This window comes from Pseudomonas sp. EA_65y_Pfl1_P113 (genome assembly GCF_963970525.1).
Lineage (GTDB): Bacteria > Pseudomonadota > Gammaproteobacteria > Pseudomonadales > Pseudomonadaceae > Aquipseudomonas > Aquipseudomonas tritici.
This window is the reverse complement of the sequence record NZ_CAXAQM010000004.1, coordinates 1-20679: the sequence shown is the minus strand read 5'-3', so window position 1 is coordinate 20679 and position 20679 is coordinate 1. Positions and strand designations below refer to the sequence as shown.

General features: G+C 59.1%; 23 protein-coding genes and 1 tRNA gene. 15 read left to right on the top strand and 9 right to left on the bottom strand.

Features of this window, described 5'->3' with window-relative positions; all coding sequences use genetic code 11:
- Position 1: 1 nt before the first annotated feature.
- Both AACY52_RS05540 and AACY52_RS05535 read right to left on the bottom strand, forming a co-directional pair.
- On the bottom strand, positions 2 to 460 hold the full coding sequence (locus tag AACY52_RS05540) for a tripartite tricarboxylate transporter TctB family protein (RefSeq protein ID WP_339414955.1): 459 nt from the start codon (positions 458 to 460) through the stop codon (positions 2 to 4).
- 60 nt (positions 461 to 520) lie between these two features.
- On the bottom strand, positions 521 to 1504 hold the full coding sequence (locus AACY52_RS05535) for a tripartite tricarboxylate transporter substrate binding protein (RefSeq protein WP_339414954.1): 984 nt from the start codon (positions 1502 to 1504) through the stop codon (positions 521 to 523).
- 232 nt (positions 1505 to 1736) lie between these two features.
- On the opposite strand from AACY52_RS05535, the gene AACY52_RS05530 reads away from it, so the two are divergent.
- Together AACY52_RS05530 and AACY52_RS05525 are read left to right on the top strand one after the other, a co-directional pair.
- A complete protein-coding gene (locus tag AACY52_RS05530) occupies positions 1737 to 2408 on the top strand; it encodes a response regulator (protein WP_010212220.1) in 672 nt (223 codons plus the stop codon).
- Entirely contained in the window at positions 2401 to 3786 is a 1386-nt protein-coding gene (locus AACY52_RS05525; protein WP_339414953.1) for a sensor histidine kinase N-terminal domain-containing protein, read from the top strand. Before AACY52_RS05530 ends, AACY52_RS05525 begins: the two co-directional genes overlap by 8 nt.
- Positions 3787 to 3789: 3 nt before the next feature.
- Here the strand turns inward: AACY52_RS05525 and AACY52_RS05520 are convergent, their stop codons facing one another.
- On the bottom strand, positions 3790 to 4608 hold the full coding sequence (locus AACY52_RS05520; protein WP_339414952.1) for an HDOD domain-containing protein: 819 nt from the start codon (positions 4606 to 4608) through the stop codon (positions 3790 to 3792).
- A gap of 36 nt (positions 4609 to 4644) precedes the next feature.
- Positions 4645 to 5586, bottom strand: coding sequence for a folate-binding protein YgfZ (locus AACY52_RS05515; RefSeq protein WP_339560335.1), 942 nt, complete (start codon positions 5584 to 5586; stop codon positions 4645 to 4647).
- A gap of 139 nt (positions 5587 to 5725) precedes the next feature.
- Here AACY52_RS05515 and AACY52_RS05510 point away from each other — a divergent pair, with 139 nt between their 5' ends.
- Both AACY52_RS05510 and AACY52_RS05505 read left to right on the top strand, forming a co-directional pair.
- The gene (locus tag AACY52_RS05510; protein ID WP_339414950.1) at positions 5726 to 5980 is read left to right on the top strand and encodes a succinate dehydrogenase assembly factor 2; all 255 of its coding nucleotides are present in this window, start codon (positions 5726 to 5728) and stop codon (positions 5978 to 5980) included.
- Positions 5964 to 6410, top strand: coding sequence for a hypothetical protein (locus tag AACY52_RS05505; RefSeq protein WP_339414949.1), 447 nt, complete (start codon positions 5964 to 5966; stop codon positions 6408 to 6410). Before AACY52_RS05510 ends, AACY52_RS05505 begins: the two co-directional genes overlap by 17 nt.
- On the opposite strand, the gene nadB is transcribed toward AACY52_RS05505, so the two are convergent.
- Entirely contained in the window at positions 6379 to 7995 is a 1617-nt protein-coding gene (gene nadB / locus AACY52_RS05500) for an L-aspartate oxidase (RefSeq protein ID WP_339414948.1), read from the bottom strand. The genes AACY52_RS05505 and nadB overlap by 32 nt on opposite strands.
- A 459-nt stretch (positions 7996 to 8454) precedes the next feature.
- On the opposite strand from nadB, the gene rpoE reads away from it, so the two are divergent.
- The 4 genes from rpoE to AACY52_RS05480 all read left to right on the top strand — a co-directional run bounded on the left by rpoE (position 8455) and on the right by AACY52_RS05480 (position 12309).
- On the top strand, positions 8455 to 9036 hold the full coding sequence (gene rpoE, locus AACY52_RS05495; protein WP_003172477.1) for an RNA polymerase sigma factor RpoE: 582 nt from the start codon (positions 8455 to 8457) through the stop codon (positions 9034 to 9036).
- Positions 9037 to 9068: 32 nt separating this feature from the next.
- On the top strand, positions 9069 to 9656 hold the full coding sequence (locus tag AACY52_RS05490) for an RseA family anti-sigma factor (protein ID WP_339414947.1): 588 nt from the start codon (positions 9069 to 9071) through the stop codon (positions 9654 to 9656).
- 15 nt (positions 9657 to 9671) lie between these two features.
- On the top strand, positions 9672 to 10634 hold the full coding sequence (locus AACY52_RS05485; RefSeq protein WP_339560334.1) for a MucB/RseB C-terminal domain-containing protein: 963 nt from the start codon (positions 9672 to 9674) through the stop codon (positions 10632 to 10634).
- Positions 10635 to 10869: 235 nt separating this feature from the next.
- Positions 10870 to 12309 (top strand): DegQ family serine endoprotease, encoded by a 1440-nt coding sequence (locus AACY52_RS05480; protein WP_339414945.1) that lies wholly within the window; start codon positions 10870 to 10872, stop codon positions 12307 to 12309.
- A 64-nt stretch (positions 12310 to 12373) separates the two neighbouring features.
- Here the strand turns inward: AACY52_RS05480 and AACY52_RS05475 are convergent, their stop codons facing one another.
- Positions 12374 to 13807: a M48 family metalloprotease gene (locus AACY52_RS05475; RefSeq protein ID WP_339414944.1), complete on the bottom strand. Its 1434-nt coding sequence runs from the start codon at positions 13805 to 13807 to the stop codon at positions 12374 to 12376.
- A 94-nt stretch (positions 13808 to 13901) separates the two neighbouring features.
- On the opposite strand from AACY52_RS05475, the gene AACY52_RS05470 reads away from it, so the two are divergent.
- Both AACY52_RS05470 and AACY52_RS05465 read left to right on the top strand, forming a co-directional pair.
- Positions 13902 to 14141: a sulfurtransferase TusA family protein gene (locus tag AACY52_RS05470; protein WP_010212198.1), complete on the top strand. Its 240-nt coding sequence runs from the start codon at positions 13902 to 13904 to the stop codon at positions 14139 to 14141.
- Between the two features lie 31 nt (positions 14142 to 14172).
- Positions 14173 to 15243 (top strand): AI-2E family transporter, encoded by a 1071-nt coding sequence (locus AACY52_RS05465; RefSeq protein ID WP_339427824.1) that lies wholly within the window; start codon positions 14173 to 14175, stop codon positions 15241 to 15243.
- 154 nt (positions 15244 to 15397) lie between these two features.
- Here the strand turns inward: AACY52_RS05465 and AACY52_RS05460 are convergent, their stop codons facing one another.
- Entirely contained in the window at positions 15398 to 15871 is a 474-nt protein-coding gene (locus tag AACY52_RS05460; protein ID WP_339414942.1) for a peroxiredoxin, read from the bottom strand.
- Positions 15872 to 15881: 10 nt separating this feature from the next.
- Positions 15882 to 16442 carry a glycine cleavage system protein R gene (locus AACY52_RS05455; protein ID WP_003172487.1) on the bottom strand — a complete coding sequence of 187 codons (561 nt, stop codon included), beginning with the start codon at positions 16440 to 16442 and terminating at the stop codon, positions 15882 to 15884.
- A gap of 273 nt (positions 16443 to 16715) precedes the next feature.
- Here AACY52_RS05455 and dapA point away from each other — a divergent pair, with 273 nt between their 5' ends.
- From dapA to AACY52_RS05430, 5 genes are all read left to right on the top strand, one after another.
- Complete coding sequence (gene dapA, locus AACY52_RS05450) at positions 16716 to 17594, top strand: 4-hydroxy-tetrahydrodipicolinate synthase (RefSeq protein ID WP_339414941.1); 879 nt, start codon at positions 16716 to 16718, stop codon at positions 17592 to 17594.
- A 17-nt stretch (positions 17595 to 17611) separates the two neighbouring features.
- The gene (gene bamC, locus AACY52_RS05445; protein ID WP_339414940.1) at positions 17612 to 18727 is read left to right on the top strand and encodes an outer membrane protein assembly factor BamC; all 1116 of its coding nucleotides are present in this window, start codon (positions 17612 to 17614) and stop codon (positions 18725 to 18727) included.
- Positions 18728 to 18731: 4 nt separating this feature from the next.
- Positions 18732 to 19490 (top strand): MBL fold metallo-hydrolase, encoded by a 759-nt coding sequence (locus tag AACY52_RS05440; protein WP_339414939.1) that lies wholly within the window; start codon positions 18732 to 18734, stop codon positions 19488 to 19490.
- Positions 19491 to 19517: 27 nt separating this feature from the next.
- Positions 19518 to 20231 (top strand): phosphoribosylaminoimidazolesuccinocarboxamide synthase, encoded by a 714-nt coding sequence (gene purC, locus AACY52_RS05435; protein WP_339414938.1) that lies wholly within the window; start codon positions 19518 to 19520, stop codon positions 20229 to 20231.
- Between the two features lie 83 nt (positions 20232 to 20314).
- Positions 20315 to 20404: transfer RNA gene (locus AACY52_RS05430), tRNA-Ser, on the top strand.
- 177 nt (positions 20405 to 20581) lie between these two features.
- Here the strand turns inward: AACY52_RS05430 and AACY52_RS05425 are convergent.
- A partial coding sequence (locus AACY52_RS05425) for an IS3 family transposase (RefSeq protein WP_146186410.1) occupies positions 20582 to 20679 on the bottom strand: 98 nt, incomplete at its 5' end.

The window sequence follows — 20679 nt, the reverse complement described above, 5'->3', positions numbered from 1 at the left end:
ATCAGTTCTCCAGAACGTCGAGCAGGCCAAGGGGCAGCGGCACATCCATGACTTTATCGAACAGCAGATAAAGCCCGACGGCCATTAGGCTGACGATCACCACACTGGGCAACCAGCGGCCGCCGTACAGGCGTGCCATCGGGATGCCGATCAGCATACTGCTGAGGATGAAGCCCAGAGGTTCGAAGGTGCCTGCGAACACGATCAACAGCGCGACGCACACGCCGATCTTGATCAAGGTGGCACGGTCCAGCGCGGGTTCTTCTTCGGTATGGCGAGTTGGCTGCGGGCGAATCAGCATGTAGATCAGCGCCAGGCTCATCAGCCCGAGCATCAGCAGCGGGAAGGCGCGTGGCCCGACTGGTTCGTATGAAAATGCGGCGTGATAGCGCCACGCCATCGCTGCGAGGCCGGCGCAGGCCAGCAGCAACACGGCGGCAAAAATGCGTTGTAAGAGCATGTTGAACTCCTGGGCCACGCCGCGTGTTTAAACGGGCGTGGCCGCGCTACAGAAGGGCGATTACTGGATCAGGCCGAACTCTTTGGCCAGCACTTTGTAGTCAGCCACCTGTTTCTTCACGTAGGTGTCCAGCTCCGGGCCGGTCATGGCAAACGGGAACAGCTCGCGCTGGTCACGCAGCTTGGCGAACTCTTCAGAGGCCAGCAGTTTGTCGAACGCGTCCTTCCACCAGGCGTAGTCGGCATCGCTGACTTTTGGCCCCAGGTAGAAACCGCGAACCACCGGCCAGACGATGTCGTAGCCTTGCTCTTTGGCGGTCGGAATATTCTTCATTTCCGGCTCATCCAGGCGCTGTTCGGAGAACACCGCCAGCAGACGCATATCGCCGCTCAAGATGTGCGGCATGGAGTCGGAGATGTCGGTGCTGCCCACTTGGATGTGGCCGCCGAGCAGAGCGGTGGCGATTTCACCGCCGCCTTCCAAGGCCACATAACGCAGCTCGCGCGGGTTGATTCCGGCGGCTCTGGCGATCAGCGCGGTTTGCATCCAGTCCTGGCTGCCCACAGTGCCGCCGGAACCGATCACTACGCTGCCTGGATCTTTCTTCAAGGCTTTGACGAGATCGTCGAGGTTCTTGTAGGGCGAATCGGCTTTCACCGCGATGGCGCCGTAGCTGGTGCCGACCGCTGCCAACCAACGCACGGCGCTTTCATCGAAGCGACCGAACTTGCCTTGGGCCAGGTTCAACAGCGAACCGCTGGACCACGCAACCAGGGTGCCGCCGTCCGCAGGGCGTTGGGCGACCACCGCGTTGTAGGCCACGGCACCGACGCCGCCAGGCATGTAGGTGACGCGCATCGGCTTGCTCAGCAGCTTCTGGTTGACCAGCGCGCTTTGCGCCAGTTTGCAAGTAAGGTCAAAGCCGCCGCCAGGCGATGCTGGGGCGATACATTCCGGGCGCTTGGGTTCATCAGCGGCTAACAGTTGGCCGGCAAACAGCATGCAGCCGGCGGCGAGTGCGAATTTACGAAGGGAAGGGGTCATGCCTGTCTCCATTATTGTTCTTATTGGGACGAAAACGCTTCGAGGCGTTTTTCGGTTGCTATCACTCAAATAGCTTGGCAGGCGTAACCTGCCGTAGCTGGATGCTAAAGCGCGAAGCTTTCACTAACCTTTCAGTCACCTTTCAATGTCTTCGGGCTTCACAGGGCAGGCGGCGCCTGTAAACTGCCCGGCAATGCGTGGTGCCGACCACGCCTGAATGAGGTAGAAATCCATGCGTGTCTTGCTGGTTGAAGACCATCTGCAACTCGCTGAAAGTGTTGCGCAAGCGCTCAAGAGCACGGGTTTGACCGTTGACGTGCTGCACGATGGGGTGGCGGCGGACCTGGCCCTGAGCAGCGAGGAATACGCGGCGGCGATACTCGATGTGGGGCTGCCACGCATGGATGGTTTCGAGGTGCTCGCGCGTTTGCGCGCCCGTGGAAAAAACCTGCCGGTGCTGATGTTGACGGCACGCAGTGATGTGAAGGACCGCGTACACGGCCTGAACCTGGGGGCTGACGACTACCTCGCCAAACCTTTCGAATTGACGGAGCTGGAGGCGCGGGTCAAGGCGTTGCTGCGGCGCAGCGTGTTGGGTGGCGAGCGTCAGCAGGCCTGCGGCGTGCTGGTCTACGACCTCGACACCCGGCGTTTCACCGTGGGTGGCGAGCTGATGACGCTTACTTCCCGTGAGCAAGCAGTGCTCGAAGCGCTGATCGCTCGCCCGGGTCGGGTGATGAGCAAGGAGCAGTTAGCCTCCCAGGTGTTCGGCCTGGATGAGGAGGCTAGTCCGGATGCCATCGAAATCTACGTGCACCGCCTGCGCAAGAAACTCGACGGCCAGCCCATCGCTATCGTGACCTTTCGTGGCCTTGGGTACTTGCTGGAAGCTCGCGATGCATAAGCCCAGCAGCTTGCGCTGGCGCCTGCTGTGGAACCTGGCGCTGCTGCTGGTGTTGTTGATGTTCGCCAGCGGCATGAGCGCCTACTGGAATGGCCGCGAGGCCGCTGATACCGCCTACGACCGCACACTGCTGGCCTCGGCGCGCACTATCGCCGCTGGCTTGACCCAAGTAGATGGCACCTTGAGCGCCAATGTGCCCTACGTCGCCCTGGACACTTTTGCCTACGACAGTGCCGGGCGGATTTATTACCAGGTCAATGACATCCACCAGCAGTTGATCTCCGGCTACGAAAACCTTCCCGGCCCACCGCCGGGCACGCCGCGCACCGATGACTATCCGGCACTGGCACGTTTCTATGACGCCGTGTATCAGGGCCAGGAAGTGCGTGTGGTGAGCCTGCTAAAGGCTGTCTCTGAACCCAACATGAATGGCATGGCGGAAATCCGCGTCGCCGAAACCGATGAAGCGCGCGTAAGCATGGCTCGCAGCCTGATGGCCGACACCTTGCTGCGCCTGGGCATGCTCGGCATCGGCGCGTTGTTGCTGGTGTGGTTTGCCGTGAGTGCGGCGTTGCGCCCATTGGAGCGTTTGCGCACGGCGGTGGAGGAGCGCCAGTCCGACGACTTGCGTCCTTTGCCGTTGGTGGAAGTGCAGCACGAGTTCGGCCCGTTAGTGCGGTCCCTCAACCACTTCACCGAGCGCCTGCGCGGCCAGTTCGAGCGCCAGGCGCAGTTTATTGCCGATGCGGCCCATGAGTTGCGTACGCCGCTGGCAGCGCTGAAGGCCCGGTTGGAACTGGGCTTGCGCGCCGAAGACCCCGCCATCTGGCGCAGTACTTTGGAATCCGCGGCCCAGGGCACTGACCGTCTGACTCATCTGGCCAATCAACTGTTGTCTCTGGCACGCATCGAAAACGGTGCCCGAGCGATTGCCGAAGGCGGCGCGCAGCTACTTGACCTTAGCCAATTGGCTCGGGAGCTGGGCATGGCCATGGCGCCGTTGGCCCACGCACGCGGCGTGGCGTTGGCGTTGGAAGCCGACGAGCCGGTGTGGTTGCGCGGTGAGCCAACGCTGTTGAATGAGCTGTTGAGCAATCTAGTGGACAATGCCTTGGCTCACACGCCGCCGGGTGGCAACGTGATCCTGCGTGTAACGGCACCGGCGGTGCTGGAAGTGGAGGATGACGGCCCCGGTATTCCGCAGGATGAGCGGGACCGGGTGTTCGAACGCTTCTACCGCCGTAGCCAACAAGGCATGGGGTCAGGCCTGGGGTTGGCGATTGTCGGTGAAATCTGCCGGGCGCATCTGGCGCAGATCAGCCTGCACGATGGCGAGCAGGCCGGGTTGAAGGTGCGGGTGAGTTTTATCGCGGGCTGATCATTAGAACATCGAGCGGGCTTCATCCAACTCGGCGCGCAAGGATTCGCTGTAGGGGTCGATGCGCAGTTTCTTGATCGCCGGCAGGGTAGAGGCCGATACGCTTGCCAGGGGGTGATCGGTGCCGCGATGGCAATACAGCACGGCGACTTGCACCACATCGATGTAGTCGAGTCTGGCCGAATCGCGTTCCAGGTCCAGGTACTGGCCGGGCAGTTTCGCCAGCATTTCCGGAAAGTCCCAGCCGCTTAGCAGTTTGTCGCCCAGTAACGGGTGGATGCTCTCGATTACATGGTTGAGGCTGACCGAGTCCGACAGCAGCTCATAGTGGTCTTCTGCGTACGTCAGGATCGGCAGCACGCCGATCTGGTGCACCAGGCCGCCGAGGGCCGCCTGGTCGGGCTTGAGCTGGCTGTGACTGCGGCATAAGGCATAGCTGACGCCCGCTACTTCGAGGCTGCGACGCCACACATCACGCATTTTCTGATCAACCACATCGGAGCGGGCGTGAAAAATCTGCTCCATGACCAGGCCGATTGCGAGGTTGCTGCTGTAGTTGGTGCCCAGCCGGGTGATGGCGGTGTGCAGGTCGGTGACTTCCTGGGTCGCACGCAACAACGGGCTGTTGACCACTTTTATCAGGCGAGCCGACAGCGCGGTATCGCGACCGATCACTTTGCTCAAGTGGCTGATGCTGATTTCCGGGTCTTCAGCGGCCTGACGAATATTCAGGGCTACTTCCGGCAATGTCGGCAGAACCAGGTCATCGTTGTCGATGGCCGTCACTAAAGCCTGTTGGACTTTTTCCGCCAGCTCGTTCATTCATGCTCTCTAGCGTGTTGCAAAAAGGTATGGCGACTAACGCTGGATCTCTCGATCACGGTCGAGTGTGTAAGGCAGGTCAAGCAGCTGTAAGGCGGGACCTTCTAGCGTGCCTAAATGCACATCGCCACTATCGGCAGCTTCGGCTTGCAATACGGCCAGAAGTTCAACGTTTTGGTCAGCTTTTGCGGCAATGACCACTTCGCCGATCGAGCTGTTATGGCTGGGAGAGAACAACGGCGTGCCTGGCTCGGGCATTTCAGCGGTATTGAGGCTCAAGCGGTACAGCCGACGTTTGAGTTTTCCCAGGTACTGCATGCGCGCTACGATTTCCTGGCCGGTGTAGCAGCCCTTCTTGAAGCTGACGGCGCCCACGGCTTGCAGGTTGAGCATCTGCGGGATGAACAGCTCGCGCGTCTGCGGCATGACCTGGCCAATGCCCGCGCGGATTTGACCCAGGAGCCAATCATTCAAATCTGTTTCTTTTAATTGCTTGGCCAGTTGCTCGTGCACGGCCTCAGAATGTTCGGTGGGTACCCAGAGTTCGGCGCGCTCAGGGGACACGCGGATGGCAATCAATGCATCGCTGCGGGCGACGCTATCGGTCTCGGCCGGCAGTTCCAGGCCTAGGCTGGCCAACGCCTGATTCGCGCTCACGAGGCCGAAACGCACCCAGGCGGCGGTTTCGTCGGTGAGCTTGGATTTGGAGAACACAGCGTACTTCTTCAGGTCTGCCAACTGCGGTTCCAGCAGCTCAGTGGCCATTGCCAGTAACACGCCGTCACCTTGCAGCAGGATGCGAAAGCTCGACTGCATACGTCCTTTTTGTGTGCAGCGCGCGCCGAGGCTGGCCTGGGTCTCGCTCAGGTAATTGAGGTTGCAGGTCAGTTGGCCCTGAAGGAATTTGGCAGCGTCGGCGCCGCGGACGGCGAGAACGCCTTCGTGGGACAGGGGGCAGAAGAAAGCAGAGTCAGCCATGGGTCATCGCAGGTCAAAAAGTCATGGGTGCATCATAGAGGGGCGCCCGGCAAATGGATAGTTTCCGTATGGGCGACCAAAGCCGACTGTTCCGGTGCCGTCGGGCCTGTATACTTGCGCTCTATTTGAGGAGCGCTCCATGGTCGAAGATGTAGAAATCAATCGTCTCTACTGGCACAGCCGTCGTGGCATGCTGGAGTTGGACGTGTTGCTGGTGCCTTTCACCAAGGATGTGTATGCGACGCTCAATAAGGTGGATCGCGACCTCTATGTCAGGCTGCTGGAATGCGAAGATCAGGACATGTTCGGCTGGTTTATGGAGCGTGCTGAATCGGAAGACCCGGAACTGCAGCGTATGGTCCGGATGATTCTGGACCGTGTTCAGCCCAAGTAATACGTTTGAATGCCGCTGGCAGGCCTCACGGCTGATGCTGGCGGCGTATCTCCTCGCCCAGCTGTTCGCGTTGGGTGCGCTTTTGTTTCTTGATCTGTCTTGTTCAAGCCTGGGCATGTTGCTGTGCCTGGCGCATGCCGCCTGGGTTTTACCGCGTCATATCCTGCTCACACACCGTTCGTCGATTCGTGGCCTGCGCCGCGACGCCGATGGCTGGCAGTTGCTCAGTGCTGAGCGAGGTTGGCACAGCGTGCAGTTGCGTCCCGACAGCTTGGCGCTGCCGCTAATCGTGGTGCTGCGCTATCGGGTGCCTGGAGCGTGGTGGGTGCGTTCTATCTGTGTGCCGTCGGATGCGCAGGTCGCCGATGTGCATCGGCGCCTGCGGGTGCGCTTGAAGTTCAGCCGCCGTAGGTGGTTGGCACCAGAATAGTGTCCCGGGCTTCGGGCAGCATCTGCGGGTAGTCCAGGGTGTAATGCAGGCCGCGGCTTTCTTTGCGCTCCATGGCCGAGCGGATCATCAACTCTGCTACCTGGGCCAGGTTGCGCAGCTCGATCAGGTCGCGGCTGACTTTGTAGTTACTGTAGAACTCCTCAATCTCATCCAGCAGCAGACGCACCCGGTGCTGCGCGCGTTGCAGGCGTTTGTTGGTGCGCACGATTCCCACGTAGTCCCACATGAAGCGGCGCAGCTCATCCCAGTTGTGCGCGATGATTACGTCTTCGTCCGAGTCGGTGACCTGGCTGGCGTCCCAGCGGGGCAGGGCGGCAGGCACCGGGATGCGTTGCAGCTGCTCGAGGATGTCCGCCGCCGCGGAGCGCGCATAGACGAAACATTCGAGCAACGAATTGCTGGCCATACGGTTGGCGCCATGCAGGCCGGTGAAGCTGGTTTCGCCAATCGCATACAGGCCGGGTACGTCGGTGCGGCCATGCCTGTCGACCATCACGCCGCCGCAGGTGTAGTGGGCGGCCGGCACCACAGGGATCGGGCCTTTGGTGATATCGATGTTGAACGCCAGGCAGCGCTCATAAACCGTGGGGAAGTGGGTCTTGATGAAGGCTTCGGGCTTGTGGCTGATATCCAGGTAGACGCAGTCGATGCCCAGGCGCTTCATTTCATGGTCGATGGCACGGGCGACGATATCGCGCGGGGCCAGCTCGGCGCGCGGGTCGAAGCGCTGCATGAAGCGTTCGCCGTTAGGCAGTTTCAAGTGTGCGCCTTCCCCGCGCAGGGCTTCGGTAATCAGGAAACTCTTGGCCTGTGGGTGATACAGGCAGGTGGGGTGGAACTGGTTGAATTCCAGGTTGGCCACCCGGCAGCCGGAGCGCCAGGCCATGGCAATACCGTCGCCGCAGGCTCCGTCCGGGTTGCTGGTATAGAGGTAGACCTTCGCTGCGCCGCCTGAGGCCAGGATGGTGAAGCGCGCGCCGTAAGTGTCGACTTCACCACTGACACGGTTGAGCACGTAGGCGCCGAGGCAGCGTTCGCCGTCCAGGCCCAAGCGTTTCTCTGTGATCAGGTCGACGGCGACGCGTTGCTCAAGCAGCTCGATATTGGGGCGCTGGCGTGCCTGGTCGAGCAGCGTCCTGAAAATGGCTGCGCCGGTGGCGTCGGCAGCGTGGATGATTCGGCGATGGCTGTGGCCACCTTCGCGGGTCAAGTGGAATTCAAAGCCGCCGTCGTCGCTGCCAGCGTGTTCGTCACGGGTGAACGGCACGCCTTGGTCGATCAGCCATTGAATCGCCTCACGGCTGTGCTCGACAGTGAAGCGCACCGCCTCTTCATTGCACAGGCCGCCGCCGGCATTGAGGGTGTCTTCGACGTGGGATTGCACCGTGTCGGTGTCGTCCAGCACGGCGGCGACACCGCCCTGGGCCCAGAACGTCGAGCCGTTTGCCAGGTCGCCTTTGCTCAGTACCGCAATACGCAGGTGGCTGGGGAGGGTCAGCGCAAGGCTCAAGCCGGCCGCGCCGCTACCGATCACCAGGACATCGTGTTGAAACTGTTGGCTCATTTAAAGGATTCCGCAAAAAGCGATCCGGGGTGGCGCAAACAGGACGCCTGGATCGGCGAATCAAAGGGTCACACGGACTACTAGTATATAGAGGGGTGGAGCGGCACAATAGTCGGGCATTCGTGGCAATATGAGATTACGGTGCACGGCTTCTGTAAAATCGGCGGGTTAGTGAGACGGGAACTTTTTGCATAGGCCTCGACTCAATAGCAGGTTGCCCGGAAGCTGGGAAACGTTGAGTTTATTGGCCCGTCGGGAGCATTGGACGCGTCAGAAAACCGGCGACAAGATTATTCGCGCAGCCGGCGTTGCCCGTGCTGCGTTTTTCGTGTGTGCCAAATCAGTGCATGCCGGAAACTTGCTTTGAGGGGGAGAACTTTTGCGAAAAGTCCGAGTCTATGTTTGCAAGCCTGATCGTTTAGTTATGCAAGCCTCCTTCAAGTACAACGAGGAGTGTTCATGCTAACCCAGGAAGAGGATCAGCAGCTGGTCGAGCGCGTTCAACGCGGTGACAAGCGGGCCTTTGATCTGCTAGTGCTGAAATACCAGCACAAAATTCTCGGGTTGATCGTGCGGTTTGTGCACGACACCCATGAAGCGCAGGACGTTGCACAGGAGGCCTTTATCAAGGCTTACCGTGCGCTTGGTAATTTTCGCGGTGATAGTGCGTTTTACACGTGGCTATACCGAATCGCCATTAACACGGCGAAGAACTATCTGGTGTCTCGCGGACGCCGCCCGCCGGATAGCGATGTAAGTTCAGAAGATGCAGAATTTTACGATGGTGATCACGGCCTCAAAGATCTCGAGTCGCCGGAGCGTGCGTTGCTGCGCGACGAGATCGAAGGCACCGTTCATCGCACAATTCAGCAACTGCCAGAAGATTTGCGTACGGCGTTAACTTTACGTGAATTCGATGGTCTGAGTTACGAAGACATTGCGAGTGTCATGCAGTGTCCGGTGGGGACTGTAAGGTCGCGGATTTTCCGGGCCAGGGAAGCCATCGATAAAGCCTTGCAACCGCTGTTGCAAGAGAACTAAAGACAGCGGCTACAGCCAAGAGAGGAACCGCCATGAGTCGTGATGCCCTGCAGGAATCGCTGTCCGCAGTGATGGATAACGAAGCGGATGAACTGGAACTTCGTCGAGTGCTCAATGCATTTGATGATGCCGAAACCCGTGATACCTGGTCTCGTTACCAAGTCGCTCGGGCGGTAATGCACAAGGATCTTCTAATCCCTCGTCTGGATATTGCTGCGGCGGTTTCTGCTGCGCTTGCTGATGAAGCCGTTCCGGCAAAATCTGCTCGTGGTCCATGGCGTAGCCTGGGTCGCCTCGCAGTGGCTGCCTCGGTGACTGTCGCAGTGTTGGCCGGTGTTCGCCTGTATAATCAGGACGAAATCGCCGGTGCCGAACTGGCCCAGCAGACTCAGCAACCGGTCATGGCCGGTCCGCAAGTCAAAGGCCCAGCGGTACTGGCCGGCTACAAGGAAAGCTCTGACTCCACCGGTCCTATGGCCAGCGGTGTGTTGCAAGGGCAATCCGGCTGGCAAGATCAGCGTCTTCCAGGCTACCTGCGCCAACATGCACAGGAATCTGCCTTGAAAGGCACTGAGAGCGCTCTGCCATACGCTCGCGCAGCAAGCCTGGAAAACCGCTAATCCGTAAGGAGCTCTATGCGAGCCATACCGCTCCTTACGCTTTTGCTCAGTGGTTGTTTTGCACTCCCCGGCCATGCCGATGAAGCCCAAGACTGGTTGACTCGACTTGGGCGTGCAGAACAGCAGCAAAGCTTTCAAGGTACGTTTGTCTACGAACGTAGCGGCAGTTTTTCTACTCATGACATCTGGCATCGCGTCCAGAATGGTCAGGTCCGTGAGCGGCTCTTGCAGCTTGATGGTTCTGCCCAGGAAGTCGTGCGGTTGGATGGTCGAACGCAATGTGTCAGCGGCACTCTTGTCGCAGGCCTTGGCAATTCGCGCGATGCACCATCACGTGCACTTGATCCGAAAAAACTCAATCAATTCTACGAAATGGCCGTTATTGGCAAATCCCGCGTGGCCGGTCGCAATGCGGTGATCGTGTCAATCACTTCCCGTGACCAATACCGCTATGGTTTTGAGCTGCACCTGGACCGTGAAACCGCGCTGCCGCTCAAATCACTGTTACTCAATGATCAGGGGCAGTTGCTCGAGCGTTTCCAGTTCACGCGGTTGAATACGTCGCTCGTCCCTGAAGACCGCGATCTGCAGCCTAGCAGCGAATGCACATCCATTACGGTCGCCAATGATAAAGCCCCAGAGGTGCAGTCTACCGAGACCTGGCATCTGGAATGGTTGCCGCCCGGGTTTCAGCTGACCAATAGCGGTGCTCGAAAAGACACCCAGACCAAAGCGACCGTCGACAGCCTGATGTATGAAGACGGGCTGGCGCGTTTCTCGGTGTTCCTCGAGCCAATCAGCGATGTGAGCGTCACTGAAACCCGCACTCAACTGGGGCCCACCGTTGCAGTATCGCGCCGCCTGAATACGGTGGACGGCGAAATGATGGTGACGGTAGTGGGTGAGATTCCAATCGGCACCGCAGAACGTATCGCATTGTCGGTACGCGGTGAAAAAAAGCCAGTCGCCCAGCCGTGAGTCGTTAATTCTATGTTCATCCTGACGTTTCACTGTAGTTGCATGCCAGGTTGGCTGCCGAGAGACATGAAATGTCTGGATCAGCATTTTCACTTGCAAAAATCCCTCATGTTTTTTATAGGTCAGTGCTTGTCGGCTCTGGCCTTGTCTTGTTCGCGGAACAAAGATGTCGGTCGCAGTTTTCGGCGTTTCTTGAACCCTGTCGCTCAACCCTGCTCGTCGTAACGGGAGCTGTATGTCGATACCACGTTTGAAATCGTACCTATCCATAGTCGCCACGGTATTGGTGCTGGGTCAGGCCTTACCTGCGCAAGCGGTCGAGTTGCCTGACTTCACCCAATTGGTTGAGCAGGCATCGCCTGCCGTTGTGAACATCAGTACCACGCAAAAACTGCCGGATCGCAAAGTCTCCAACCAGCAGATGCCGGACCTGGAAGGCCTGCCGCCGATGCTGCGCGAGTTCTTCGAGCGCGGCATGCCGCAACAGCGCGCGCCCCGTGGCGGCGGTGGCGGCCAGCGTGAGGCTCAGTCCCTGGGCTCGGGCTTTATCATCTCGCCGGATGGCTACATCCTCACTAACAACCACGTGATTGCCGATGCCGACGAGATTCTCGTGCGCCTGGCTGATCGTAGTGAGCTGAAAGCCAAGCTGGTAGGCACCGATCCAAGATCCGATGTGGCCTTGCTGAAGATTGAAGGCAAAGACCTGCCAGTGTTGAAACTGGGTAAATCCCAGGACCTGAAAGCCGGGCAGTGGGTAGTCGCTATCGGTTCGCCGTTTGGCTTTGACCATACCGTGACTCAAGGCATTGTCAGCGCCATTGGCCGCAGCCTCCCGAACGAAAACTACGTGCCGTTCATCCAGACCGACGTGCCGATCAACCCGGGCAACTCCGGTGGCCCGCTGTTCAACCTGGCCGGCGAAGTGGTGGGGATCAACTCGCAGATCTACACCCGTTCCGGTGGCTTCATGGGGGTGTCGTTTGCCATTCCGATCGATGTAGCCATGGACGTTTCCAACCAACTGAAAAGCGGTGGCAAGGTCAGCCGTGGCTGGTTGGGCGTGGTGATTCAGGAAGTGAACAAAGACCTGGCTGAATCCTTCGGCCTCGACAAGCCGGCCGGTGCACTGGTCGCGCAGATCCAGGACGATGGCCCGGCTGCCAAGGGTGGCCTGCAAGTCGGCGACGTGATCCTTAGCATGAACGGCCAGCCAATTGTCATGTCGGCCGACCTGCCGCACCTGGTAGGCGCGCTCAAGGCAGGCAGCAAGGCCAAGCTTGAAGTGATCCGCGAGGGCAAGCGCCAGAACGTTGAGCTGACTGTTGGCGCAATCCCTGAAGAAGGGGCAGCACTGGATGCCTTGGGTAACGCTAAGCCGGGTGCCGAACGCAGCAGCAATCGCCTGGGCATTGCTGTCGCCGAACTGACCGCTGAACAAAAGAAGACATACGACCTCAAGAGCGGCGTCGTGATCAAGGAAGTCCAGGATGGCCCTGCGTCCCTGATTGGCCTGCAGCCAGGTGACGTGATCACCCACCTGAATAATCAGGCAATCGACAATACCAAGCAGTTCACTGACATCGCCAAGGCGCTGCCGAAGAACCGCTCGGTATCGATGCGAGTGCTGCGTCAGGGGCGTGCCAGCTTCATAACCTTCAAGTTGGCCGAGTAACTCGGTAAAAAGAAAAAGCCCCGCCTTCGTTTAACGAGGGCGGGGCTTTTTTTGGCCGCTGGATTTAGCTCATCATTCCTTTGACCAGGCGCTCCTGTTCGATCAGTTCACGCTGACGCGCGTCGATACGCGACGACAGCGGGAAATTGCTTCCAGCGCGACGCTTTGCAAAATCCAACTGCTGGATGGCCTGCTGGAAGTCACCTACCAATGCGAAGTATTCGGCGCGGGCCTGATGCAGGCCAATGATATTGCCGGACAAGCCTCGGGTTTCCGCAACCTGATACCAAACGTCGGGATCGTCGGGCCTGGATTTGAGCAAACCGTCCAAGGCCTTCTCTGCATCGGCAGTGCGGTTCTGTTTGAGCAACACGTCTACTCGGATCTGATTCAGCGGATAGTTGCCCGGATATTGGGCTAGCATCCGATCGGTACGTTGCTGGGCATCGGGCAGATGATTGTTGTCGATCTCCAACTGAATCAGCGCCAGGTTGTAGGTAATGTCGTTCGGTGCCTTGGCCAGCAACGCTGTCAGGTTTTCCCGCGCTCGCTTGAATTGGGAGCCTTTGATCTGGGCGATAGCCAAACCATAACGCGCTACATCGTTTTTCGGGTTCTCGTCCAACTGCGCCTGGAAGCGCTTGGCGGCGAGCCCTGGGGTGTCTTCGTACTGCAATTGCACCCGTGCGCGGATCAGTTGATAGCGCAAGCTATCTTCTTTGCCGCCAGGCTTGGACTGCTCGGCGCGGTTGCGGGTGTCGGCGATTCGCGATTCGGTGACCGGGTGTGTCAGCAGGAATTCCGGTGGCTTGGCATCGAAGCGGTACTGGCGCATCAGACGCTCGAACATGGTTGGCATGGAGCGCGGGTCGTAACCGGCTTTTTCCAGGTTGAGGATGCCTATGCGGTCCGCCTCTTGTTCGTTTTGCCGCGAGAACCGACGCTGCTCTTGGATTGCAGCAGCCTGTGTGCCGGCAATCGCAGCAATACCCGCGTCACCTGCACCAGCGGCTGCGGCAATGATGCCGCCAAGCAACGCTGCCATCATCGGAAGCTGCATGCGTTGTTGCGCTTCCACGCCACGGGCGAAGTGGCGTTGGGACAAGTGCGCCAGCTCATGCGCCAGCACCGAAGCGTATTCCCCTTCGGTCTGAGCGTTGAGGAACAGGCCTCCATTGACCCCCACAATACCGCCGGGTGCGGCAAAGGCGTTCAGTTGCGGGCTGTTGATCAGGATGAACTCCAGCCGACGGTCGTTGACTTGGCTGGTCTCCACCAGTTTGTAAACGCTGGTTTCGACGTAATCCTTGAGCTGCGGATCGTTGAGTTGCGAGACCTGGCCCCGCAGATAGGCCAGCCAGGCGCGGCCCAACTGGTATTCCTGTTGTGGCGAGACAATGGCAGAACTGGCGTCGCCAAGTGACGGCAGGTCGTCAGCGAAGCCTGGGGAGGCCAGCAGGCAAGCCAGCGTCAGCAGGGTGGGGCGCAAAAAAGTCATGCACATAGCCTTTCGACAAAGAGCTTACTGTAGCCGGACACTGAGCTTCGGACCAGATATTCTAAGCAGCCCAACGCGTGCCCGGAGTAAAACCATGACCGACGCTGTAGCTTTTGATGCCGAACTTGATGCCAGCGGCCTCAATTGCCCGTTGCCCTTGCTCAAGGCCAAGCTGGAACTCAATCGTCTGGCCAGTGGCGCCGTACTTAAGGTAATCGCCACGGACGCAGGCTCTCAGCGTGATTTTCGTACGTTTGCCAAGCTGGCCGGCCACACCCTGTTGCACGAAGAAGACGCCGCCGGTGTGTACCGTTACTGGTTGCGCAAGGCCTGAACTGTTTGCCCCCACCACCTGAGGTTGATTGATGTTCAAAGTGTTACGAGACTGGGTCCAGCGCTACTTCTCCGATGAGGAGGCCGTGGTGCTGGCGGTTCTGTTGTTTCTAGCGTTTACGGCTGTGCTCACCTTGGGTGGCATGTTGGCACCGGTGTTGGCGGGGATGGTGCTGGCCTATCTGATGCAAGGCCTGGTCACCGCTCTGGAACGGTTGCGCCTGCCGGGCGGGGTGTCGGTGGGGCTGGTGTTCGCCTTGTTCATGGGCGTGTTGGTGCTGTTTATCGTGGTAGTGCTGCCGTTGCTATGGCATCAACTGATCACTCTGTTCAATGAGTTGCCGGGCATGCTCGCCAAGTGGCAATCACTGTTGCTGCTGTTGCCGGAACGCTACCCGCACCTGGTGTCGGATGAGCAGGTGTTGCAGGCTATAGAAGTGGCCCGCGGCGAGATCGGAAAGTTCGGCCAATGGGCGCTGACCTTTTCCCTGTCCAGCTTGCCGCTGCTGGTGAATATCATGATTTACCTGGTGCTGGTGCCGATTCTGGTGTTCTTCTTCCTCAAGGACCGCGCCATGATCGGCCGTTGGGTAAGTGGCTACCTGCCGCGCGAGCGAGCGCTGATTACCCGTGTTGCCGAGGAAATGAACCGGCAGATCGCCAACTACATACGCGGCAAGGTGATCGAGATCATTATCTGCGGGGGCGTGACCTACATTGCCTTTATTGCCCTGGACCTGAACTACGCGGCCTTGCTGGCATTGCTGGTCGGGATTTCAGTGGTGGTGCCTTACGTAGGCGCGGTGGTGGTGACGGTGCCGGTTACATTGATTGCCTTGTTCCAGTGGGGCTGGAGCGACCAATTCATCTACTTGATGGCGGTGTACGGGATTATCCAAACCCTGGACGGCAACGTGCTGGTGCCGCTGCTGTTCTCGGAGGCCGTCAACCTGCATCCGGTAGCGATCATCTGCGCAGTGTTGTTGTTTGGTGGGTTGTGGGGCTTCTGGGGCGTGTTCTTTGCGATCCCCCTGGCGACGCTGTTCAAGGCGGTGCTGGATGCATGGCCGCGTCAAGAGCCGGTGGTTGCGCCGTTGTTGTAACGGTATGACACAAACTTGTAGTGAGCGGGCTCGCTCCGCGCTGGGGTGCGAAGCAGCCCTAAAACCTGCAGCCGCGTTTTATCTGAAAAAAACGCGGCGGCTATGTTGGGGGCACTTCGCAACTCAGCGCGGGACAAGCCCGCTTACTACAGACTCAAGGCTTGTTCAGCGCCTGCGCCGCGGCCAAAACCGCATCCACATGCCCTGGCACCTTCACACCACGCCATTCCTGACGCAGCACGCCATTCTTGTCGATGAGGAACGTGCTGCGATCCACGCCGAGGTATTCCTTGCCATACAGCTTCTTCAGCTTGATCACGTCAAACAGTTGGCAAACCGCTTCGTCCTTGTCGCTGATCAGCTCGAAGGGGAACTCCTGCTTGCCTTTGAAGTTTTCGTGAGACTTCACGCTGTCGCGCGACACGCCAAACACTTCAGTGTTGGCCGCCTTGAACGCTGCGTACTGGTCACGAAAACCCTGGCCTTCAGTGGTGCAGCCCGGCGTACTGTCCTTCGGGTAGAAGTAGAGCACCACTTGCTTGCCCTTGAGGGCTGCGAGGCTGAAGGTCTGGTCGCTGGTGGCCTGGGCTTCGAAATCGGCTATGGGTTGGTCGATGACTACGGCCATGAAAACTTCCTTACATTGGGTTCTGTGGGCGCCACGGTTCGATCAGTGCGTCGAGGTTCAGGGCATCGGCGAAATCCAGGAACTGATCGCGCAGCCAACTGATCTGCACGCCCGCCGGCAGGGTCACGGTAAACGTGGCGTTCAACATGGTGCCGCCTGTTTGCGGGGCCTGGTAGGTGTCGCAGGTCAGGTTCTCCAGCTCGACATTGTGGTCGATGAAGAACTGGCACAGCTCGTTGACGATGTCCGAGCGATAGGCCGAACTGACATACGCCACATAAGGCAGAGCCTGCGGACGATTTTCCAGGGCGGCGCTGCGTACCACATTGACGGTGAAGTCATGCTTCTTTGCCAGGCCCGGCAGGCCGGTTTCGAGGCGAGCCAGGGCATCCCAAGTGCCGGAGATCTGCAGGACCAGCGCACTGCACTCGCCATGACGAGTCAGGCGGGAGGTTACGACGGCGCAGCGGTTTTCATGGCTGGCGCGGCACAGGACGTTAGTCAGCTCCATGGGGTTGGCGCCGAGGGCACTGATAACAAGGAATTGTTCGCGAACTGTGGGGGTGGACATGCAGCCTTCCTAAAACGATGAGCGGTCGATACTGTAAGGGCGGTATCGATCAAAGGATGAAGGGTAGCGAAAAGCGTCGTCAAGGGATAGGAGGTGGCGTTTTCATTGCGTGATCGGTCCTATTTCATCGTGCTTCAGGGTGTGCTTTGGCCCGATGATGGCATTGTCCGTCGTTTAGTTACGTCAGAACGCATCCTCAGGCGGTACTTTGCTTGTGCAAGCATCTTGGCGCCAGTACCATTACGGCTCTCTTTTTCCGGCAGGAGCGGTTGCATGATTGCGGGCAGTATGGTGGCACTGGTCACACCCATGGATGCACAAGGTCGTCTCGACTGGGACAGCCTGGGCAAACTGGTGGACTTCCACCTGCAAGAAGGCACCAACGCCATCGTGGCGGTCGGCACCACCGGTGAATCGGCCACTCTCGATGTGGAAGAACACATCCAAGTGATCGAGTTCGTGGTCAAGCGTGTTGCGGGCCGTATTGCCGTGATCGCCGGCACGGGCGCCAACTCCACACGCGAAGCAATCGAGCTGACCAAGAACGCCAAGAAGGCCGGCGCCGATGCGTGCCTGCTGGTGACCCCGTACTACAACAAACCGACCCAGGAAGGCCTGTACCAGCACTTCCGCGCCATTGCCGAAACGGTCGATATCCCGCAGATCCTCTATAACGTACCGGGTCGTACCGCGTGCGATATGAAGGCTGATACCGTGATCCGTCTGTCCACCGTGCCGAACATCATCGGTATCAAGGAAGCCACGGGCGACCTGCAGCGCGCCAAGGACATCCTGGCCGGCGTGAGTGGCGATTTCCTGGTGTATTCCGGTGACGACGCCACTGCGGTCGAGCTGATCCTGCTCGGCGGCAAAGGCAACATCTCTGTGACCGCCAACGTGGCCCCGCGTGCCATGAGCGAGATGTGCGCTGCCGCCATCGCCGGCGACGCCCTGACCGCCCGCGCGATCCACGAGAAGCTGATGCCGCTCAACAAGACACTGTTTATCGAATCCAACCCTATTCCCGTGAAATGGGCGCTGACTGAAATGGGCATGATGCCGGACGGTATCCGTCTGCCGCTCACTCGTCTTAGTGAAGCCTGTCACGAACCGCTGCGACAGGCCCTGCGCCAGTCCGGCGTCCTGGTTTAATTGAGGAAGCATTACGCATGAAGCGATTGGCCGGACTTTCCGCACTTGCCTTGATTATCTCCAGCACCAGTGGCTGCGGTTGGATCTGGGGCCCGGATGGCTACTTCCGTGACCGCGGTAGCGATTACCTGGAAGCCCAACCCACCAAGCCGATGGAGTTGCCGCCTGGCGTCAATGTCGCCAAGCGCCTTGACCCCTTGCTGCCGATCCCGCGCAACGTTGCCGACGACACCACCAAGGGTGAGTACGTAGTGCCGCGTCCACAGCCGATCTCGGCCGTGGCGGATGCCAGTGACTACAGCCTGCAGAAAAGCGGTGACTCCCGCTGGATCGTGGCTCAGCGCCCGCCCGCCGAAGTCTGGCCGGTGGCGGTGCAGTTCTTCCAGGACAACGGTTTTCGCATTGATCAGCAACGCCCGCAGACCGGTGAATTCACCACTGCATGGCAGCAGGGCAGCGAGCTGTCCGCGACCATGGCCAAGCGCCTGCAGGCCGGTGGTGTAGCCGCCGACAGCGAAGCCCGAGTGCGTGTGCGCATCGAGCCAGGTGTGCAACGCAATACCAGTGAAGTCTACGTGGTCAGCGCCGAGCGTCCTGCCGGCAGCACCGCCAACGTTGATTTCACCAATCGTTCGGTTAACCCCGGTGTCGACTCGGCACTGGTCGACGAGATGTTGGCCAGCATGAGCCGTATCTCCGAGAAGGGCGGTTCCGTTTCGCTGCTCGCCGCACGTGATTACGACACCCCGAGCCGCGTCAGCCTCACTGAAGACGGCAGCGGCAACGTTGTGCTGAACCTGGGTGAAGACCTCAATCGTGCCTGGGCCAGTGTTGGCCGCGCGTTGGAACAGGGCCCTTGGCGTGTTGAAGACATCAACCGCAGCCTGGGCCTGTACTACATCAACGTGGCTGAAAAGGCCGAGCGCAAAGATGACGAACCAGGTTTCTTCAGCAAATTGTTCGGCAGCAAGCCGACCAAGGAAGAAGTCGAAACCCGCGCCGAGCGTTATCAGGTTCGTTTGAGCAAAGTGGGCGAAAGCGTGCAAGTCACCGTCGAGAAAAACATCAATACCGTTGCGCCCGCTGAAACAGCGCGCAAAGTATTGGGCGTGATTCAGGACAACCTGGGCTGATCCGATGCGTTTTGCCGTTCTCGGCAGCGGTAGCCAAGGGAACGGCACGCTGGTCGCCCATGACGACACGTATGTGCTGGTGGATTGTGGTTTCTCCTTAAAAGAAACCGAGCGGCGCCTGCTGCGCCTGGGGGTTCACCCCACGCAGTTGAGTGCGATTCTGGTGACCCACGAACATGCCGACCACGTGCATGGCGTGGGTTTGCTGTCTCGGCGCTACAATCTTCCGGTGTACCTCAGTCGCGGCACCTTGCGCGGGATGCGCAAACCCATTGAACCCGCGGGTTTCCTGGCCGGTGGCGAGCAACTGCAAATCGGTGCCCTGAGCATCGATGTGATTGCCGTGGCGCACGACGCTCAGGAACCGACGCAGTATGTTTTCAGTGACGGAGAGCGACGCTTCGGCGTGCTCACTGACCTGGGTTCCTACTGCGCCAAGGTGCTGGACGGTTACCGGAACCTCGATGCGTTGATGATCGAGTCCAACCACTGCCGAGACCTGCTGGCTCGCGGTCATTACCCCTACTTTCTCAAGCAGCGGGTGGGCGGTGAACTGGGACATTTGAACAACCACCAGGCCGCGTACCTGGTGTATGAGTTGGGCTGGCAAGACCTGCAACACTTGGTCCTGGCCCACTTGAGCAGCAAGAACAACCTGCCGACGCTTGCCCGGCAATGTTTTGTCGACACCCTTGGGTGCGACCCGGACTGGCTGCAACTGGCCGATCAAGATTCAGGGCTCGACTGGCGCCACATCGCCTAGCCCACCTCACTCAAAGCGGAGCCCATCATGGAAAAACGTGAAGAACTCTACCGCGGCAAAGCCAAGTCGGTGTACAAGACCGACGACGCCAACCGCCTGATCCTGCTGTTTCGCAACGACACCTCGGCGTTCGACGGCAAGCGCATCGAACAACTTGATCGCAAAGGCATGGTGAACAACAAATTCAACGCCTTCATCATGCAAAAACTCGAAGAGGCCGGCATTCCGACCCAATTCGACAAACTGCTGGGCGACAACGAGTGCCTGGTCAAGAAGCTCGACATGATCCCGGTGGAATGCGTCGTGCGTAACTACGCCGCCGGCAGCCTGGTCAAGCGCCTGGGCGTGGAAGAGGGCCTCAAGCTCAATCCATACACCTTCGAACTGTTCCTGAAGGACGACGCCAAGGGCGACCCGTTCATCAACGAATCCCACGTCGTGGCGTTCGGCTGGGGCACCGCTGAGCAACTGGCGCGCATGAAGGAATTGTCCCTCAAGGTCAACGATGTGCTGAGCAAGCTGTTCGACGCCGCCGGTCTGCTGCTGGTCGACTTCAAGCTCGAATTCGGTGTGTTCCACGATGGCTCCATCGTCCTGGGCGACGAATTCAGCCCGGACGGCTGCCGCCTGTGGGACAAGGACACCAAGAAGAAGATGGACAAAGACCGCTTCCGCCAGGGCCTCGGTGATGTGATCGAAGCCTACGAAGAAGTCGCCAATCGTCTCGGCGTACCGCTTTAATCGACGCAAGCATCTGATAGCACGGAAAAAAATCGCTTCGGCGCTTTGCTTTCCTGATCCACGCTGTTATGATGCGCGCCGTTGGAGAGATGCCAGAGTGGCCGAATGGGACGGATTCGAAATCCGTTGTACCTTCACCGGTACCTAGGGTTCGAATCCCTATCTCTCCGCCATTATTGAACAAGACTAAGCCCCCGCAATCATTGAAGATTGCGGGGGCTTTTTCGTTTCAAAGGTTTTATTTAGGGCATTTTTAGGTAACCGTCCGGGCAACACACCTTCCTGACACCGTCGCTTGAGGCGATGGTGTCCACCTAAATATGATCTGACCCCGAAATGTTGGACGCCTTCTATGCCCGCCGTGCTTGAGTCCTGTATTCCACAGGGCTCAGGCCACTTAGCTTCAGCCTGATTCGCGAATGATTGTAGTAGTGTATGTAGTCCTCTA

Excerpts from the sequence above, each read along its gene's own strand:
- AACY52_RS05540 (WP_339414955.1), bottom strand. The coding sequence starts at position 460 with ATGCTCTTACAACGCATTTTTGCCGCCGTGTTGCTGCTGGCCTGCGCC.
- AACY52_RS05535 (WP_339414954.1), bottom strand. The coding sequence starts at position 1,504 with ATGACCCCTTCCCTTCGTAAATTCGCACTCGCCGCCGGCTGCATGCTG.
- AACY52_RS05530 (WP_010212220.1), top strand. The coding sequence starts at position 1,737 with ATGCGTGTCTTGCTGGTTGAAGACCATCTGCAACTCGCTGAAAGTGTT.
- AACY52_RS05525 (WP_339414953.1), top strand. The coding sequence starts at position 2,401 with ATGCATAAGCCCAGCAGCTTGCGCTGGCGCCTGCTGTGGAACCTGGCG.
- AACY52_RS05520 (WP_339414952.1), bottom strand. The coding sequence starts at position 4,608 with ATGAACGAGCTGGCGGAAAAAGTCCAACAGGCTTTAGTGACGGCCATC.
- AACY52_RS05515 (WP_339560335.1), bottom strand. The coding sequence starts at position 5,586 with ATGGCTGACTCTGCTTTCTTCTGCCCCCTGTCCCACGAAGGCGTTCTC.
- AACY52_RS05510 (WP_339414950.1), top strand. The coding sequence starts at position 5,726 with ATGGTCGAAGATGTAGAAATCAATCGTCTCTACTGGCACAGCCGTCGT.
- nadB (WP_339414948.1), bottom strand. The coding sequence starts at position 7,995 with ATGAGCCAACAGTTTCAACACGATGTCCTGGTGATCGGTAGCGGCGCG.
- rpoE (WP_003172477.1), top strand. The coding sequence starts at position 8,455 with ATGCTAACCCAGGAAGAGGATCAGCAGCTGGTCGAGCGCGTTCAACGC.
- AACY52_RS05490 (WP_339414947.1), top strand. The coding sequence starts at position 9,069 with ATGAGTCGTGATGCCCTGCAGGAATCGCTGTCCGCAGTGATGGATAAC.
- AACY52_RS05485 (WP_339560334.1), top strand. The coding sequence starts at position 9,672 with ATGCGAGCCATACCGCTCCTTACGCTTTTGCTCAGTGGTTGTTTTGCA.
- AACY52_RS05480 (WP_339414945.1), top strand. The coding sequence starts at position 10,870 with ATGTCGATACCACGTTTGAAATCGTACCTATCCATAGTCGCCACGGTA.
- AACY52_RS05475 (WP_339414944.1), bottom strand. The coding sequence starts at position 13,807 with ATGACTTTTTTGCGCCCCACCCTGCTGACGCTGGCTTGCCTGCTGGCC.
- AACY52_RS05470 (WP_010212198.1), top strand. The coding sequence starts at position 13,902 with ATGACCGACGCTGTAGCTTTTGATGCCGAACTTGATGCCAGCGGCCTC.
- AACY52_RS05465 (WP_339427824.1), top strand. The coding sequence starts at position 14,173 with ATGTTCAAAGTGTTACGAGACTGGGTCCAGCGCTACTTCTCCGATGAG.
- AACY52_RS05460 (WP_339414942.1), bottom strand. The coding sequence starts at position 15,871 with ATGGCCGTAGTCATCGACCAACCCATAGCCGATTTCGAAGCCCAGGCC.
- AACY52_RS05455 (WP_003172487.1), bottom strand. The coding sequence starts at position 16,442 with ATGTCCACCCCCACAGTTCGCGAACAATTCCTTGTTATCAGTGCCCTC.
- dapA (WP_339414941.1), top strand. The coding sequence starts at position 16,716 with ATGATTGCGGGCAGTATGGTGGCACTGGTCACACCCATGGATGCACAA.
- bamC (WP_339414940.1), top strand. The coding sequence starts at position 17,612 with ATGAAGCGATTGGCCGGACTTTCCGCACTTGCCTTGATTATCTCCAGC.
- AACY52_RS05440 (WP_339414939.1), top strand. The coding sequence starts at position 18,732 with ATGCGTTTTGCCGTTCTCGGCAGCGGTAGCCAAGGGAACGGCACGCTG.
- purC (WP_339414938.1), top strand. The coding sequence starts at position 19,518 with ATGGAAAAACGTGAAGAACTCTACCGCGGCAAAGCCAAGTCGGTGTAC.